Below are 15,760 nucleotides of genomic sequence, written 5' to 3' on the forward strand. Positions count from 1 at the left end.
CCATTCACTATGCACCATCTCATCCGATTCCTCCCCCTCCTTTTCCTTTTTCAGGCCTGCGGAACCGACGCCGCAAGCGGTTATTCCACGGTGGCGGGCATTGATTACCCTACGCTGTGGTTTCTGGTGGTGGGCGCCGTTTTTACCGGCTACGGTATTCTCGATGGCTTTGACCTCGGGGCTGGTGCCTGGCACCTTTTCTTCCGCAAAGAAGAAAGCCGGCGTATTGCCCTCAACGCCGTCGGCCCGGTTTGGGACGGTAACGAGGTGTGGCTCGTCATTGGCGGGGGTACCTTATTCGCGGGCTTTCCCGTCGTTTATGCCTCCCTTTTTTCGGCGATGTATATTCCCTTGATGCTGTTTCTTTTTGCGCTGATTTTCCGGGCCATTTCCATCGAATTTCGCAGCAAAGAACCGATGCCGTGGTGGCGGCAGTTGTGGGACGTTTCCTACAGCGTTTCCAGTGCCCTGCTGGCCTTGCTTTTGGGCGTGGTGCTGGGCAATGTTTTGCTAGGTATGCCACTGGATGCGAACCACGAATTTACCGGCAGTTGGCTGAGTTTCCTCAATCCATACGCCCTCCTGGTAGGCGTCACCACCCTGGCCCTGTTTATGATGCACGGAGCGATTTACCTGACGATGAAAACGGAAGGAAGGCTTTTTGCGAAGGTCAACCAACTCCTGCAACGTTCCATCATCGCCTTCATCATTTTATTCATTCTCACCACGCTCTATACCCTGCTGTACATTCCGCATTTATCGGACGATTTTCGCAGCAACGCTTCCTTATTCATCATTCCGGCCCTGGCGGTGCTTTCCATCGCCAATATTCCGCGCCTGGTGACCAAACGGAAATACCTTTCCGCCTTTCTTTTCAGTGCGCTGACGGTCGGTTTATTATTAATTACGGTGGCCATTGAATTGTACCCGATCATTTTGCTGGATTCCAGCGGCGTGGGCAACAGCATTACGGTGTACAACGGCGTGGCCTCCAATAAATCGCTGGGCATCATGCTGACTTTCGTCCTCATCGGTGGGCCGCTGGCCGTCGGCTACACCGCCTTCGTGTACAAGACCTTCTGGGGCAAGGTGAAGATGGATGAGCATAGTTATTAGCTCGACTTCAGCGCTTTGGCACAGCTTGTATTCAAAGGGCACAACCAGCACTCAATCCACCACCACCAATTCTCCCTTCCGCACCACCCTACTACCATCGGGCCGTTCCAAGACCAACTGGTAAACGTAGTTACCCGGCGCTACCGCTTTACCCCGGGAGTTGCCGTCCCAACCCACCAACTCCGCCAGCGGGCTCGGGCCCGACAATTCAAAAACATTGCCTCCCCAGCGGTCGAATACCAAAAGACTTTGGACCGTCAGCAGCGCATCGATGCCCGCGTAGGGTTTGAAGAAATCATTGATGCCGTCGCCGTTCGGAGAAATGGCGTTGGGGATGTAAATATTCTCCTCGCCCACCCTTAAGTTGAGCGTCAGGACAGAATCACAACCATTGGCGGCCGTCAGGTTTTGCACGTAAGTGCCCGAGCTGGTGTACACCTCTCCGTTCAGCACGAAAGGTGTCCCCTGCTCCGCTTGGGCCGTGAGCGTTGCCTCCTGCGCCTGACCTACCCTAAGTTCCAAAGTCAAGGTCGAATCACAGCCATTGACGGCCGTCAGGTTTTGGACGTAGGTCCCCGCCGTCGTATAACTCTGGCCATTTAGGACGAAGGGTGTCCCCGCGCAGGTCTGTTCCGTAATGCTTTCCGTTAGCGCTGGCACCACGCTCAATTCCAAAGTCAGTGTCGAATCACAGCCATTGACGGCCGTCAGGTTTTGGACGTAAGTCCCCGCCGTCGTATAGCTCTGCCCGTTAAGGACGAAGGGCGTCCCCGCGCAGATTTCCTCGCTGATCGTTGCCGCTGCCCCGCCGAAGGTCAGGGTAAAATCATCCGTCAGAATCCCACAGGGCGTGGTGACCGTCAGGCCATACGTTCCGGCGGCCGTGAGGGTGATGGTTGGGGTGGTCGCTCCGGTCGACCACGCGTAAGTGGCGCAGGCGAACGGGCCGGGCGCGATGTCTACGGCGGTCGGCGGCGTACACCGGGTGATGTCTTCAAGTACCAACGTGGGTGTCGCCCCCGCTGGCGTCAGCGAAAAGGCATCGACGAAAACGTAGGCGAGGGCAAATGCGACGGATGGACCATTTTGCTGCCGGGTTTGCTGGGCGTCCGTGAGGAAATTCCCGAAGGTCAGGTAACGCGCCGCCTCCGTTGCGGTAAAGGTGAAGCTTACCGTTTGCCATCCGGGGTTGGCCACCACGCCGTTGATCCTGAACTGGGGCGTTACCCCCGTAATGGGGCCGTTGGTGCCCGCAGGTTGCAGCAGCGGATTTTCGGTCAGCGCCACCGCCCAGCCGTCGGTGAAAAAGCCATCCACGTTGGGGCTTCCTGTAGTGATCTGAAATTGCAAATCGTAAGTAGCTCCCGGGACCAACGGGCAGGTGAGTTCAATGCCGAGGTATTCCCTCGCTTCGGCGGCAAAAGACAGGTAGCCGCCCAGGCCCATGACCGCTTGCCCGTCAAAAGGATCCAGGGTGGCATAGAGGTTGCTCGGCAGCGTCGAGGCAAATCCTCCCGGCGAAAGCTCGTGGTAGTAATCCGGCGAACCATTGGAGGAATTGCACTCGCTGCTCGTTGCCGCGTTCGTCCAGCCGGTGGCCAGAAACCAGTCGCAGTCGTCGTCGGGCAAGGCACTGAAAATTTCGAAGCTGCCGTTCGGCACGAGGTTGGTGCACTGGCCTTGGCCGATGGCGGGACACAAAAGACCAACCAGGCCGCTGAGGACAGCAGCGCGTAAAAAAGTTCCGTTTTTCATCCTGAGGGCGGAGGGCAGGGTTCAGTAGCCCCTTTTCGCATCGCAAAACTCCGCTCTCCGGCAATACGAAACAAGGCACAACACCCAATTCGCCTCCCGCGAGACAGTTTTCGTCAGAAAGTGGGTAGGGCGTGCAGCGCTCTGGGGTTGGGGGGGGGATTAGCGCGGGGGCGGAATGGGAAATGGGCGCGGCCGCAGGTGCTCCCCCCCGGCCCCCCGAAGGGGGGAGAAAGGACAAGGAGCAAGGGAAGGGGGAAAGGGCTAGACTTCCATCAGAGTCTCCTTCTAAGGATTATTTTTCCTTATGAGTATAAAAGGGGAGTAACTTTACCTACCGATGTTGGTCAATCAGTATATTGTTTCCGTCTGGATCACTTAAGGTAATGTGGGCAGGTCCACTAGTGCTGGTGTCTGCCTCCGAGGTCAACGTGATGCCACATTTTTTCAAGTGTTCCTGAATGACCCTTACGTCATCAAAAGGTTCCACATTCTGTGCGCTTTCGTCCCAACCTGGATTAAAAGTAATGATGTTATTCTCGAACATCCCTTCGAACAAGCCAATAATGGCATTCCCATTTTTCATAATGAGCCATTTTTGATTGAGGTCGCCACCTAAATTTGAAAACCCTAAATTTTCGTAGAATTCTCTTGACTGACGAATGTCTTTTACGGCAAGACTTATTGAAAATGCGCCTAATTTCATGGTGGTACTGCTTATGTGATGCTAAGAAAAGCGTTAGCAATTTAAGGCTTCTGCTCAAAACGCCCAACCCCTACACCGCTAGAAAGCCTCGCAAAAGGTACGGTTAACGGGCTAGCCGACGAGCAAAAACGGCTTGTGATTAAGGTTATAGAGCTCCAGCACCTCCTTTGCAGTTGCCTCGGTCAAGGTGGTCAGGTTGGTTTGTGCCAGCACTTCTTCCCCCGGCATACTCGAGCGCAACAGCAACAAGCGGTACACCTCCTGCTTTTCTTCCAGGCTGGCAGCAGGCTTTTGCCGGAACACGTGCTGCCAGGCTCCGGCAATGGCTTCCCAAATTTCAATTTCGCTGTCTGGGTTCAGGTCCTTTCTGAAATTGTCCAGGGTTTCCTCCAGGCTGGTATCATTTACCTCAAGCAAAGCCCGTTGAATGATGCTGATTCGTTTTATTTGTTGTTCTGATAAACCCCTGTTGGCCTGGGCATTGACTTCCTTTTTCACTTGGTCCTTGCCAAACCACCAATTCATAGGTTTGCGCTTCCATTTGTACAGGAGGTAGGTCATGTATGCGCCAAACAAGAGGAAAAGTAACATATCCATAAGGCCGTTCTATTTAAAGGAGGGGAGCAAAGTGGTGTGTTTAGCAACCAGGACTGGATAAAGATAGTGCTTTACAGCATGGTGTGCGTTTCCACACGTTCTTTTATTCTCTTAGGCTTGGTCCGCCTGCGTTTCCTACGTACGGCTCTTTCTTTCGCCTGCGAGCTGTGGAATAGTAGCCCTTGGTCTATGCCGTCCAGCGCTGGAAAAAACCTTCACCTTCCCCGGGCAGCTTCAAACCATGGCGCACAGCGCTTTTGCCCGACCTGAACTCACCCGTTGTTGGATTCAGATTGATGGGAGGGGTTTGGCGCATAAGGTCTTTGCATGGGTTTGGGGAAAGTTCCGGCGGGAGGTTCGGGCGAGCGAGAAGGGTTAGCCTGCCTAGTCCTTATTTTGTAGCCGATCCAAAATCATGTGCTCCAGCCCAATTTTCCCACCAAGCCTCTCGGCTTCAGTCCGCCGATTCACGCAAAAACCACCCTGCTGGAGTAGAACCGGTAATGCATAGAGCGTAAAAATGAGCAGCGGACTTGACAATTTAAGACTTTGGGAATATCTTTACGTTTAAACACACTACCCCCCAGTTAATGTCCAATCCTGAGTTGCTTGATTTGTTGCGGGAGGATACCCGACGAGCGCTGACTTGGATAGTCAGTGCTTGGAAGGACCGTTGCATTGCCTTTGCGCTTAAGTCGGTAATCGGGACAACCGAAGCGCAGCGTGAAGAAAAAGCGCAGCAGTTGTTTTCGGATGCCCTGATTGCTTTGGTGGATAATGTTCAGGCGGGTCGGCTCACCACCTTAGACGCTTCCCTGGGCACCTACCTGAATTCGACCATGAAATTCATCCACTGGGGAGAGCAGCGCAAGGCCAAGCGGCCGCCGTTGGGGTATTCTTATGAGGAGGAGGGAATTAATGAGGAAATTGAAGCCGTGCGTAGTTCCCTGCGACGGCATTTGCGGGAACTCGGTGCTGCTTGCCGTCAAATCATCACTTTCTTTTATTTTGATAAACTTTCTTTTGCCGAGATTCTGGAGTTGACCAAAGGCCACTACGAGTCTGTCGCCGTCTTGCGAAACAAGAAAAGCAAGTGCATGAAGCAACTCCGGGAAAATATCGGGGTAGCGACTCAAACCAAAAAATCCTCCTCTAATGCTTGATGACCGGGATATTGAGCTGCTGGAAGCGTACACCTACGGGGAGGTCTCTCCGGAGGAAGAACGTACGCTGCGTAGTCGGTTGCTCGATGACCCTGCTTTCGCTAGTGCCGTGCGGCAGTGGGAGTTGATGGAGCGGGAAGGCTTCGTCGCCACGCCCACCCAAGCAACTCGTGATCTGGTAAAAGAGGCGCTGGATGAAAAACGCATTGATCCACCAGCGACTGAAAGCAATAGAGCTTGGTTGTGGTACGCAATAATTGCTTTATTGTTGCTGCTCACTGCCCTGCTGGCGTGGAAGTGGTTAAGTGGTACGGAAACCACTACCACTTCGCCCCCGCCGACGGAGCAAGCCACGGAAAACACCGTCTACGCCGACTTGGTCAAAGAATACTTCCGCCACCTGCCCAGCGAAAATTTCCACCTGGGCAGCGAGCAAACCCTGGAAGAACGCGCCCTGGCCGCCTACGAAGCCCGGGACTACGCCACCGCACTGCCCCTCCTGCTGGAAACCGTAGCCACGGGCGGAGACAGCTTGAACTTGCTCTACGCAGGGGTGGCGGCATTGGGGATGGGGGATGGGGAGAGGGCGATGATATACTTGGACTTGGTAGTTAGCATTGAAACTCTTCAAGCGTTTCGCGAGGAGGCAACATATTTCAGAGCCTTATCCTTCATTAGTAATGGAGATGTCCAAAAGGCCCGCAAACTCATTGAAGAAAATTCAAATAATCAAAAATTCTCACCCTTAACTAAATTAAAAGATAAAATCTATGACTAATTATCAAACTGGCCAATTCCACAAAATACTAGAAGTACGTGGCAATTTTCAAAGCATCGAGTATTCTGTAGGTGGCGGCAATAAAAAGCAAGGCTATATTCTAGTCGACAGATCCAAAATGACCCTTCCCCTTCTAAATGTAAACTACACTTTCTCAGAGGCTAAATTAACACCACCTTACGACCTAGTTAATAATATCATTCTTCCTCCAAATGTAACAAACCCTGTAATGGAACTTAAAGCCAAATACGAATACATCATCTTGGATAATATCAAAGAACATACAGCAGGAGCCATTTCCCCCGTAGAACCATGTCTTTTTTACAAAGACAAATATACAAAATTAATTCAAGAAATTGAGCTTCACAATAAGGAAAACCTGAATGCGCCGGAAATGAATGGGCCAAATAGATGTGCTTGGGTAGTAAGATTATTTGGGTCTACTAACACGCTAGTTGTTTCTGCTAAAAATCTTAATGACTTTATAGGAGAAAAAACTATAGGCCAACCCGAAAATTTGCCCCATTTAGATTACAAGCTAAAAGGAAACAATAAATTCTCAGCATGTACGGAAGACGGTATCATAGCATTATGCCAAGATAGTGTTTCGGACGGTCCAGCAAAGTATCCACCCAATTCAGACGGGGTCAAAGTAGATTCTTCCATTGTTTACCCTGATATAACACCAAATTTTTGGTTAACTGAAATCATGGGCCATCAAATAGTTTCAAACACTCCCCGACCATGATCCCTCCCTCACCCCACCACCCCACCCCAAGCCCCCGGCCACCAGTAACCCTCCGTCCCTTGACCCGTAGCCAGCTTCATTTTCGCCCGCCAAAGGGCTTCGGCCGGGGAATGTCCATCGAAGAGCTGTCGGTAGAATTCGAGCAATAACTCCTGCGTGGCTTTCCCCTTCACCTGCCAGAGGCTGGAAATGACGTGGCCCGCCCCAGCCAGACGAAAAGACCTACTGATGCTGAAAGTACCTTCCCCAAAGCGTTGTTGCCCGACCTGGGTTTCGCAGGCCGCCAAGACAATGAGTTTACCCCGCAAGTCTAGGTCCTCAATCAGGGAGGCATTGATGCTGTCTTGGGGGGATAAAAAGATGTAATTGTCCTGCAAACGGTCCGGGTTACCTTTCGCATGCGTTGAAAAGTGAACAATGTTGGCCCCCTCCACCAAGCGCTGGAGTGTGTTCCGATCCGCCTTCCCGACGTGCTCTACATACCGGCGTCCCCTGGCCCGCAGGGTATCGTGCGTCGCCTGGAAGTACGTCTTCAGCAGCGAATGGGCCACCAATCCAATGTCACTTTCTTCCGCCAAATAGACGTTTCTCCCGGTGTCTATTCGATCCACCGCCCAACTGGGGGCGTAGCGGATTGGGTGTCGTCGCAGGAAAAAAGGAGATTGGGCACCAACAGCAGTCGCCGGTTTTTTCTCCGTCAGCAAAGCCTCGAACGGCAGGCCAGAAAGTGGCCCGTCCGGCAAAATCAGCAGCGGTTTGTTGATTGCCAGCAAAGCATCTGCTGGAAGCAGCAAACGCTGGTACAAGCGGTGCGCCAGCTCGTGATAACTGGCAATTTCTCCGCTGCCCGGACGAATATTCTGCAGCAAAGAACGAAAAGATGCAATTTCCTCCTCCAATCCATCCGCTTCAATCTGGTAAGCAATGGCCTCCCGTTCATTTACCGCTACCGCAAAAACTCCCGACTTCGTCCAAGAAAAAGCCAGCACATTTTCCTGACCCAATTGGGCAGCGGCGGGCAAATCCGTCTTGAGCAAAAGTCCCGTATTATCGGCCGCGCCGAGTTCGCCCAGCCGTTTGGATAGTGTAGCGTGTGCAGCGCTGAGCACGGCGCGTCGTGGTGCTACTTGCGCAGCAAAGCGGGGCCCGGCAGCTTCTCCGGCCGCCGTTAGTATCCCAATTTGCTGTTCCAAGCCAATCAAGCTGTCCCGCAGCACGTGCCTGGGCAAACCTAATTTCTCGTCCCGCTTGGCCGACTCCCGTCGCAATAACAAGGCTTTGGCCGCATCCATGCGTTGGAAAAGGGCCAGTGCTTCCGCGCGACCTGGCTTCGTCTTCCAATTTTCAAAGGCGGCAACTATTGCGGCGTCAAGACCCTCCGCCCCCCAGCCATCAAATTGGTAAAGCAGCGCTTTATCGGTAGTTCCGGTTTGGTCGGAGGTCCAGTGCCGCAGTAAGTAGTCGCTATAGTGGTTGGCCAAAGCCAGCGCTTCCTCGTTGCGGGTTTGTTGGTATTCAATCACCTTAGCCACCGTCAAGTCAATTAAGACATTGTTGCAAACGGTGGTGTTGGGGAGTTGCTCCGTCAATTGAGCGGGGGCGATTGCGCCTAGACGGGCGCAGCGGCCGTTCTGCACAGCGGCGGCGGCTAGCCTCCAGAGTTGTTGGTGGTCTTTTTGCTGCTTGGCCACTTCTTCCAGGAAGTAATTGGTTTCGTCCGTTAATAAGGTATTGAATGCGGGGATCCGGGGATATACTTCCTGGTAGTAAGCCAAAGCCGCCACTGCGTCTCGTTGGCTAATCCGAAATCCTTTCAGGCGGGCAGTAAAACCGTACCGCTCGGGGTAGGCCGGGTTCTGGCTGGCGTCCAACGCTGCACAAGCCGCGGCAAATTCTTCGTCGGAGCCCAAGACCGCTTGGTAAAGCGCAAAATCTTCGAGGGCCTGCCCAATGCGGGGCGAGGCAAACTGCCCGTATTCCGCAATGGCCTCTTCATTCGCTTGGCGCGAGCGCGCAAATAACTGCATCAATTCTGCCTCGGACCTCACATCACCCCGTTGCTTACGGAGGCTGAGGGCCAGTAAAAGGGAGAGCTGGGCCTTGGTATCGGCCAGTTCCAACCGGGCATACGATGGGTCGGCCCGAACACTATCTACCAAATCCTCAATGACCGGCCAATTGTAATTAATCCGGAGCTTCATCGCTTCGAGGAGGGCAAGATCGAGATCAAGGGCCTCACTTTCCGGCAATTCCCGCCGGAATTCACGGGCCAGCCCCTGGTAAAAAGCAATGCTGTCGGTATGGTTCCAGTATTCGTAATGCAGTTTGCAAAGAAGGCTCGCCGCCCGGTAGAGTGCGGGAAGCTGCTCATCGGAAGACTCCGCAGTAAGCGACCAAAATGCGTGGCGGCCCATTTCGAGGGCATCTTCATAATGGAGGGTTTCGTAGGCGTGTTCTGCGGCGTAGACCAGAAACGGTCCGGATAAATCCGCCACTAACGGCGCTGCGGCGGCAGTTTCGGCCAGTAATTTCCTCCGCACCGTGTCTTGTCCGCTGAGTTGGTTATCGAGCAGTTGCTGGTGCAACAGCTGCTGCTGTGGAGGCTTAGGCTGGCAGCCGAAACCAAGCAGCAGGAGCGTACAGCAGGTTCCAATCATCCCAACTTTTTTCCCCAACTGGAGTCGAAAATAATTAAGGGTGTACGGTAATGCAATCATTTTTACTGGGTAGTGTAGGCCTTTGGGGCGCGGACGCAGGTGCAAGGAACGCTAATGGAGGGTGGAGAACACCCCATAAAGCCAGCCTTTTCACCGAGAAACTGGACTTAGCCGGAACAAAATAAAAAAAAAAGCGTCGGAACACTGGTTACGTTTTTGGGCCCAGTGCACTAAGTCTACACAAAACGTCCTGAACGAAGGATAAAAAGTGGCTGGCGAGCAGCGGATGCCTTCGCTTGTTGCCACCAAACTACCCGTCCAGAAATACACCAATGCAACAACCTGATCCTTTCATCTCCCCTACCGATGGCCTCGAGGTCTCCCCGAATTCCCTCTGGCGCATCCTCGAATTGCAAACCTTCGCCCGTGAAAACCGACGACGTTTTGCTAGCCTATCGGAAAGGGAGGTGGAAATCCTCACCCTCATCTGCCAAGGGCTGACCAACGAAGAAATTGCCAGCAAAATCTTCCGCTCCGTCAACACCGTACGCACCCACCGCAACAACATCTGGCGACAGCTGGAAATCAAATCCGTAGTGGAAGCACTGCGCTGGGGGCAGGCTTTTGATTTGGTTTGAGGGGCTATTTGGCTGTAGGCCGTTCGTCCATCCAGTAATTTTGAAATAAATCTATTCACAAGATGATAACTCCATCCATTCCACGCTTGATCGAAGTGATGCTTTCAAAAGAGTATCAGGTTTATGACAAGCTAAATCTCGATTACAATCTAAACATCGTAGGGATCCGTAATCGGAACATTGTGCCCGAATCTTTCGATGACACCCTCGTCGTTTTCCACCGATTTCAGGGTTATTGGAGAGCATTTTATTACCCAGTTACTACTGACCCCAGCGTAACCTATTTAATATCCCCCTTACACCCCTCGGGAACAGCTATTCTGAAGGAAGGGCAATACGTCAGCGCATACACGATCAGGCCCCACAAGGGAAAATACTTGGCCCTATGCCAAGACTATGATCATCCTACTGGAGTGAAAGTATACAGGAACAATACCGGATCGGGAACATTGCTGCTTGACGAAAACACTGTTGAGTCAGGATCTCGCATTGGTATCAACATTCACAAAATCTCGAAAAACGGGAGCGAGGATGATTCTACTAGAGATTACTCTCAAGGGTGTACCATTTTTGCTAATGAGCGGCATTTTCAAGAGTTCATGTTACTATGTACACTCGCCGCTGAAACAATTGCTAAACGCTTTACATACACTTTGCTGAACGAAGCAGATTTCACCGATAAAGTATAACAATATGGAACCTGAACTTGAAGTGTTAAAAGCAGAGCTTATTGCTTTACGGGCTGTAGTAGCCGAAGACAGAGCTCAAAGACTAGTGCACGTAAGGGAAAAGTACAAAAACGTCAATCAACTTTTCCAAGCAGCAATTTCCGATGCGCGTTCTTTACAAGATGGTTACGAGAGTTTACTCCGAGAGTTAAGCCTCTCTTCAATAATAACATTCATTGGAGACATCAATAATCCAGTGGGCACCAAACTAGGTTTCAGCTTTATGGAAGCTATCGAGGCTGCTGTTCAAAAAGCATTTCTCGAGCCGCTACTCAAGGAAGAAGACGGAGAAGTAAAAAAGCAGCGTTTAACTGATATACTTGATAAAGTCTTGAAGAATCCGCTGGCAACTGCTTTGTTACGCACCAACCCCGTGTCTGGAATTATCAGTAAAGTAGTAGACATTGCCTCAGGGTTTGTAGCAACTACGTTGACTGGAACGAAACCGAAGGAAATGTTCGTAGCAACCAGAGAGGTAATCAACAAGGAGAGAATCGCGAATTTCGTCAATCAAGTGGAAAAATATGAAGAATTGTACACCGATATGTACAATGCAAATATTAAACTTGAAAGGAGTAATGATTATATAAAATTAAGCATGGAGGAAGAACTAGGTTTCTCAAAGGACGCTTACGAAAAATTCCTAACCTTACTTTCAATTAGCAGAGACACTCCCTTTAAAGATTTGAGTAATCTATTTTCAAAATCAGATGAACTCAATTTCAGTGACCTTGAAGCTTTCCTCGATAATCAAAAGATTCAACAAGCACTCAAGTTTGTCCGCAACATGGAGGATGCTAGAATTCGTTTGACCGCACTCCGTGGCAAATTCACCGTCTCCATTAAAGAATTCAAGGAGGATTATCTAATTATCCTAAATAAGCCGTTGGAAGGAAACTGGGCAGACGTTGATGAGAAACAGCTTCGAAACACGATTGAACAGCTTCAAAAAATGAGTAAATGAATACACAGTGACGCCGACTCAATAACTGCCTGGCTTAGAAATAGCATGAATACCGAAAACCTTAAATACCGGTAGCTCAAATCAGGCAGTTATTTACTTGGTGCTACTTAGTCAGTTAGCCACTAATAGGATAACGGAACGATAATCATTTTTTCAACATTAAATAAAAAAACGATGTGGGATTACAATAAATGGCTACAATTTATAGGCGCTTTCACGACTATAGTCGCCTTACTGTTTGTGTTCAGCATTTTAGGCTTTATCGGCTATTGCCTAGCCGATAAAGATTTGGATGGATTTAAATCGGCTGAGGAATCAATTTTAAAAAGCATGAGCCAGATAATGGCAACACAAGACACCGTAAAGTACCCGCAGCTTAATCAACTTTACAATCTTACTACCAAGTTAGATAACGACTACGTTACTACCATAGAGCAAAACTACCCCAGATTAGCTGGACTTACCCTGATTGGCCTATTAGCCGCTATCATCGCAGCTTTTTTAAATTTACTTGCCATCAATAGAGGCTGGCAAAACACCAATACGACGCTGAAAATATGCCTTGTAACCACCCTCTTTATTTTCATCATTACTCACTATTCACTTTCCGTTTTTGAATTACAAGAAAAGTGCGAAGCAGCATCAGTCAGCTACGATGTTTGCAAAAAGGCGAGGAAAGATATTTGTCAGTTCGTCCAAACAAATGGGAAAGATTTTTATGCCGATAGTAGCAATATCAGTAAAGAATCTTTCATGGCAGATATCTACTACCGCTTACACTTAGCTGCTGAAGTTCGAATAATCCCCAACTCCAAGAATGTTCCAAATCCATTGGCAGTACAAAAACTACTCAATAGCCAAATGGAAAGACAGTAACAGAACCCAAGAAATCCCCTTGCTTTCAAATAAATTCATAAGGCAACCCACCCTGCAACTTCCCCCCATCCACAGCAAGCCTAATCTAGCGTTGCATCCCCTCAAAACAAAGTAGGCGAACCCCAACACCAGGGTTCGCCTACTTCATTCATTTGGAATATAGCAAAGGGATAATTTGCTCGCGAAGTAGCACAATCAGCATCCCTACCGCCCAAAACTATACCCCCCATTCACCGACTCCGAAATGAATTTACCCCAGGTGAGGTTCATCTTGCCCGGTTCGGCGGCCTGGGCGCGCTCGATGGCGTACTTGGCGGCGTGCTCAATGACCCAGTCGAAGTTTTCGGGGCCGACGCTGAATTTATCGGCATCGGGGGCGGGATTGCAGAAGTCAATCGCCAGGGGGATGCCGTCGCGAACGGCGAATTCTACGGTGTTGAAGTCGTAGCCCAGCCACTCGTTGAGTTGAATGACGTAGTCGTGCATGGTCTGCATCAGCTCGTCGCTCACGTCGTGGTGGCAGTTGTAGCGGTCCAGGAACTCGTTGCGGGGCTCGTAGTGCATGATTTTGACGTACTTCCGGCCAATGCAGTAGCAGCGGAAGTAGCTGGTGAAGTCGATGTTTTCCTGCAGCATCATCACCAACTGCCCGGTTTCGGCGTGGGCTTTCCAGAGGTCTTCGGGGCTGCGGAGTTTGTAGACGGATTTCCAACCGCCGCCGTCGTGGGGCTTCATGTAGGCGGGCCAGCCGACGTAGTTGAAGATCGACTGCCAATCCAGGGGATGCACCAGGTTGGAGAAGCTCTCGTCGGACGTATCCGTAGGTTTCTCGTAGCTGGGCAGCAGGACGGTTTTGGGGACGGGGACGCCGGCCGGACCTACGGCCAGCACGTTGTTGAAGAACTTCTCATCGGCACTCCACCAGAAAGGGTTGTTGATGACGGCCGTGCCCGTGGCGGCGGCGTTCTTCAGCATAGCCCGGTAGAAGGGCACGTCCTGGCTGATCCGGTCGATGATGACGGAGTATCCCGGGTTGAGGCCCTGGCCCACTTTATCGAGCTGAACGGGTTCGGCGCGGATGCCGTCGACGTTCATATCGTTGATGCGCTGGATGACGGCGGGCGGAAATGAACGCTCACGGCCGTAGAGGATTCCGATTTTCTTCATGAAGCTGGGTATTTTTTACCCGCACAAAGTAAGAAAATAGTTGAGAGTTAATGCTCTCCCTTGATTTTCTTATCTACACTGTAGACTTTCAAAAAGTGGTTGGTAGGGACTATGAATTACTGTCATTACAGAGTGACCATTGGATCCATCACTCGTTAACGGATGCTTCTTTTGTTTCAGGGGTTGATTATCAGTTATTTGCGAATCCCTCTCCCTCAGTCCCTCTCCAACGGAGAGGGATGACCTGTGAGCTGTGGCTCTAATGTCTTGAGGAGTTGATTTTCAAAAATTTATGTTTTGCCTCGGTTCGTAGGAGTGGTAACCTCCTATTTCGCTCTGGGTACTTGAAATATTCCCTCAAACAAGAAAAAGACGAGAGAGGGTCATCCCTCTCCCATGGAGCTACTCTCCCTACACAAGTTTATTCGTTAAAACATCGCATATTTACCTCATGGAGATTCGTTTAAAAAAAGATTTGACAAGATCAGCTCGCTGATCCGTCTGAGCCTGACATGCGTTGTAAACCGCTTCGGCTCGAACAAGGCCGAGCAAGTAGCCACAGAACGGTTTATGAACAATGAAAATGTCACGCTGGAAGACTTGGGAGAGTTACTCTCAGCACCTTGTCACTTGCAAGACTTGGATCATGTCGTGTTGGTTCAAGACACCACGCAGTACAACTTCGAGGCACACCGAGGGCGGTTTTCGGCGGATGATGCCGATATTGGCGTTCTGGGGGATAACCGTTCGCTGGGTCTGTTCGTGCATCCGACCTTGGGCTTCGATGAGGCAACGGGGATTCCGTTTGGGATTACCGACTTAGCAATCTACCAGTTGCCAGAGGATCGGGAACTGAAAGCAAACAGGGGTTATACCAAGCAGCCCATCACCGAAAAGCATTCTTACCGTTGGATCAAGTCAATAGAGGATAGTGTGGCCAAGATGCCAAAGGTGAAAAACTTTACAGCCATTGCTGACCGGGAAGCCGATATGTATGAGCTCTTCGCCCACCCCTTTGATAGCCGGGTTAAGTTGTTGATCAGAAGTGCACAAAACCGTAAATTAGCCAATGGACAGTTGCTTCATGCCTATCTGGACGACCAGCCCTGGCAAGGGGAGTACGAGTTGGAAATCAAGGGCAATAAAAAACGGTGCGACCGCACCGCCCAGATGACCATCAGGTGGTCAACTGTAGAAGTTGTTTGTCCTTCTAGTTTACATCGGCTGAAAAAAGATCATCCAGCTACAATTTCCATACAGGCCATAGAAGTCAAAGAGATAGAAGCGGGGGAAAGGGCCGAAGGGGAAGAACCTCTCCACTGGTATCTGTACACTACTCATGAGGTAACAAACTTGGTGCAGGCACTTCAAGCTGTCGAGTGGTACGTCAAGCGTTGGTGGATAGAGGACTTCTTTCGCCTCACTAAAAGTCAGGGGTTCGAGCTGGAGAAAAGTCAATTTAGTAGTGGAATGGCACTCAAACGACTAATCTACTTGGTTTACGGGGAGGCAATCAAGGTGCTGGCGTTGCGACAAGGTCGAACACTAACCGTTTCAGATAGTGCCAGGCTCGTCTTTGATAATGTAGAACTCCTCTTGCTAAAAGCATTGCTCCCTAAACTGGAAGGACGTACGGCTAGCCAGGCCAACCAGAACCCTACCAATAGTATTGCTTGGGCTGTATGGATTATCGCCCGACTAGGAGGCTGGACACCAAGAAACATCAACGTGAGACCCCCAGGCGTGATCACATTGCTTAGCGGGCTAAAGATTTTCAAGCAACGACTCGAAGGGTTTAAATTGATCTACAGTCAAATATCACCCTAATTTCTAATGATTTTTGCCCCAAAACTTGTGTAGGGAGAGTAGC

At 50.6% G+C, this 15,760-nt stretch carries 14 protein-coding genes; 9 read left to right on the forward strand and 5 right to left on the reverse strand.

The features are described from left to right. The first annotated feature begins 9 nt into the window (after positions 1-9). A complete protein-coding gene (gene cydB / locus H9S92_RS02070; RefSeq protein ID WP_187465068.1) occupies positions 10-1,116 on the forward strand; it encodes a cytochrome d ubiquinol oxidase subunit II in 1,107 nt (368 codons plus the stop codon). Positions 1,117-1,167: 51 nt separating this feature from the next. On the opposite strand, the gene H9S92_RS02075 is transcribed toward cydB, so the two are convergent. The 3 genes from H9S92_RS02075 to H9S92_RS02085 form a co-directional block, all read right to left on the reverse strand. Continuing rightward, positions 1,168-2,871, reverse strand: coding sequence for a gliding motility-associated C-terminal domain-containing protein (locus H9S92_RS02075; protein ID WP_187465069.1), 1,704 nt, complete (start codon positions 2,869-2,871; stop codon positions 1,168-1,170). Between the two features lie 331 nt (positions 2,872-3,202). Continuing rightward, positions 3,203-3,574, reverse strand: a complete 372-nt coding sequence (locus tag H9S92_RS02080; RefSeq protein ID WP_187465070.1) for a VOC family protein — start codon at positions 3,572-3,574, stop codon at positions 3,203-3,205. 111 nt (positions 3,575-3,685) lie between these two features. Then, positions 3,686-4,135 carry a hypothetical protein gene (locus H9S92_RS02085; protein WP_222935938.1) on the reverse strand — a complete coding sequence of 150 codons (450 nt, stop codon included), beginning with the start codon at positions 4,133-4,135 and terminating at the stop codon, positions 3,686-3,688. A gap of 626 nt (positions 4,136-4,761) precedes the next feature. Here H9S92_RS02085 and H9S92_RS02090 point away from each other — a divergent pair. Genes H9S92_RS02090 through H9S92_RS02100 form a run of 3 tightly spaced genes read left to right on the forward strand, consistent with a single transcriptional unit; the run spans position 4,762 to position 6,860 of the window. Further along, entirely contained in the window at positions 4,762-5,334 is a 573-nt protein-coding gene (locus H9S92_RS02090; RefSeq protein ID WP_187465072.1) for an RNA polymerase sigma factor, read from the forward strand. Next, entirely contained in the window at positions 5,327-6,112 is a 786-nt protein-coding gene (locus H9S92_RS02095; RefSeq protein ID WP_187465073.1) for an anti-sigma factor, read from the forward strand. Before H9S92_RS02090 ends, H9S92_RS02095 begins: the two co-directional genes overlap by 8 nt. Continuing rightward, on the forward strand, positions 6,105-6,860 hold the full coding sequence (locus H9S92_RS02100; protein WP_187465074.1) for a hypothetical protein: 756 nt from the start codon (positions 6,105-6,107) through the stop codon (positions 6,858-6,860). Before H9S92_RS02095 ends, H9S92_RS02100 begins: the two co-directional genes overlap by 8 nt. Before the next feature lie 8 nt (positions 6,861-6,868). Here H9S92_RS02100 and H9S92_RS02105 read toward each other — a convergent pair whose 3' ends face one another. Then, the gene (locus tag H9S92_RS02105) at positions 6,869-9,517 is read right to left on the reverse strand and encodes a CHAT domain-containing protein (protein WP_187465075.1); all 2,649 of its coding nucleotides are present in this window, start codon (positions 9,515-9,517) and stop codon (positions 6,869-6,871) included. Between the two features lie 332 nt (positions 9,518-9,849). On the opposite strand from H9S92_RS02105, the gene H9S92_RS02110 reads away from it, so the two are divergent. From H9S92_RS02110 to H9S92_RS02125, 4 genes are all read left to right on the forward strand, one after another. Further along, the gene (locus H9S92_RS02110) at positions 9,850-10,155 is read left to right on the forward strand and encodes a helix-turn-helix domain-containing protein (RefSeq protein WP_187465076.1); all 306 of its coding nucleotides are present in this window, start codon (positions 9,850-9,852) and stop codon (positions 10,153-10,155) included. 62 nt (positions 10,156-10,217) lie between these two features. Next, positions 10,218-10,844: a hypothetical protein gene (locus tag H9S92_RS02115; protein ID WP_187465077.1), complete on the forward strand. Its 627-nt coding sequence runs from the start codon at positions 10,218-10,220 to the stop codon at positions 10,842-10,844. Between the two features lie 4 nt (positions 10,845-10,848). Further along, on the forward strand, positions 10,849-11,847 hold the full coding sequence (locus tag H9S92_RS02120; RefSeq protein WP_187465078.1) for a hypothetical protein: 999 nt from the start codon (positions 10,849-10,851) through the stop codon (positions 11,845-11,847). Positions 11,848-12,021: 174 nt separating this feature from the next. Next, positions 12,022-12,723: a hypothetical protein gene (locus H9S92_RS02125; protein ID WP_187465079.1), complete on the forward strand. Its 702-nt coding sequence runs from the start codon at positions 12,022-12,024 to the stop codon at positions 12,721-12,723. A 204-nt stretch (positions 12,724-12,927) separates the two neighbouring features. Here H9S92_RS02125 and H9S92_RS02130 read toward each other — a convergent pair whose 3' ends face one another. After that, positions 12,928-13,890 (reverse strand): ATP-grasp domain-containing protein, encoded by a 963-nt coding sequence (locus H9S92_RS02130; protein WP_187465080.1) that lies wholly within the window; start codon positions 13,888-13,890, stop codon positions 12,928-12,930. A gap of 570 nt (positions 13,891-14,460) precedes the next feature. Here H9S92_RS02130 and H9S92_RS02135 point away from each other — a divergent pair. Further along, entirely contained in the window at positions 14,461-15,717 is a 1,257-nt protein-coding gene (locus tag H9S92_RS02135; protein WP_187465081.1) for an IS4 family transposase, read from the forward strand. The last annotated feature ends 43 nt before the right edge of the window (positions 15,718-15,760 follow it).

The sequence above is a fragment of the Neolewinella lacunae genome, assembly GCF_014349155.1.
GTDB classification, from domain to species: domain Bacteria; phylum Bacteroidota; class Bacteroidia; order Chitinophagales; family Saprospiraceae; genus Neolewinella; species Neolewinella lacunae.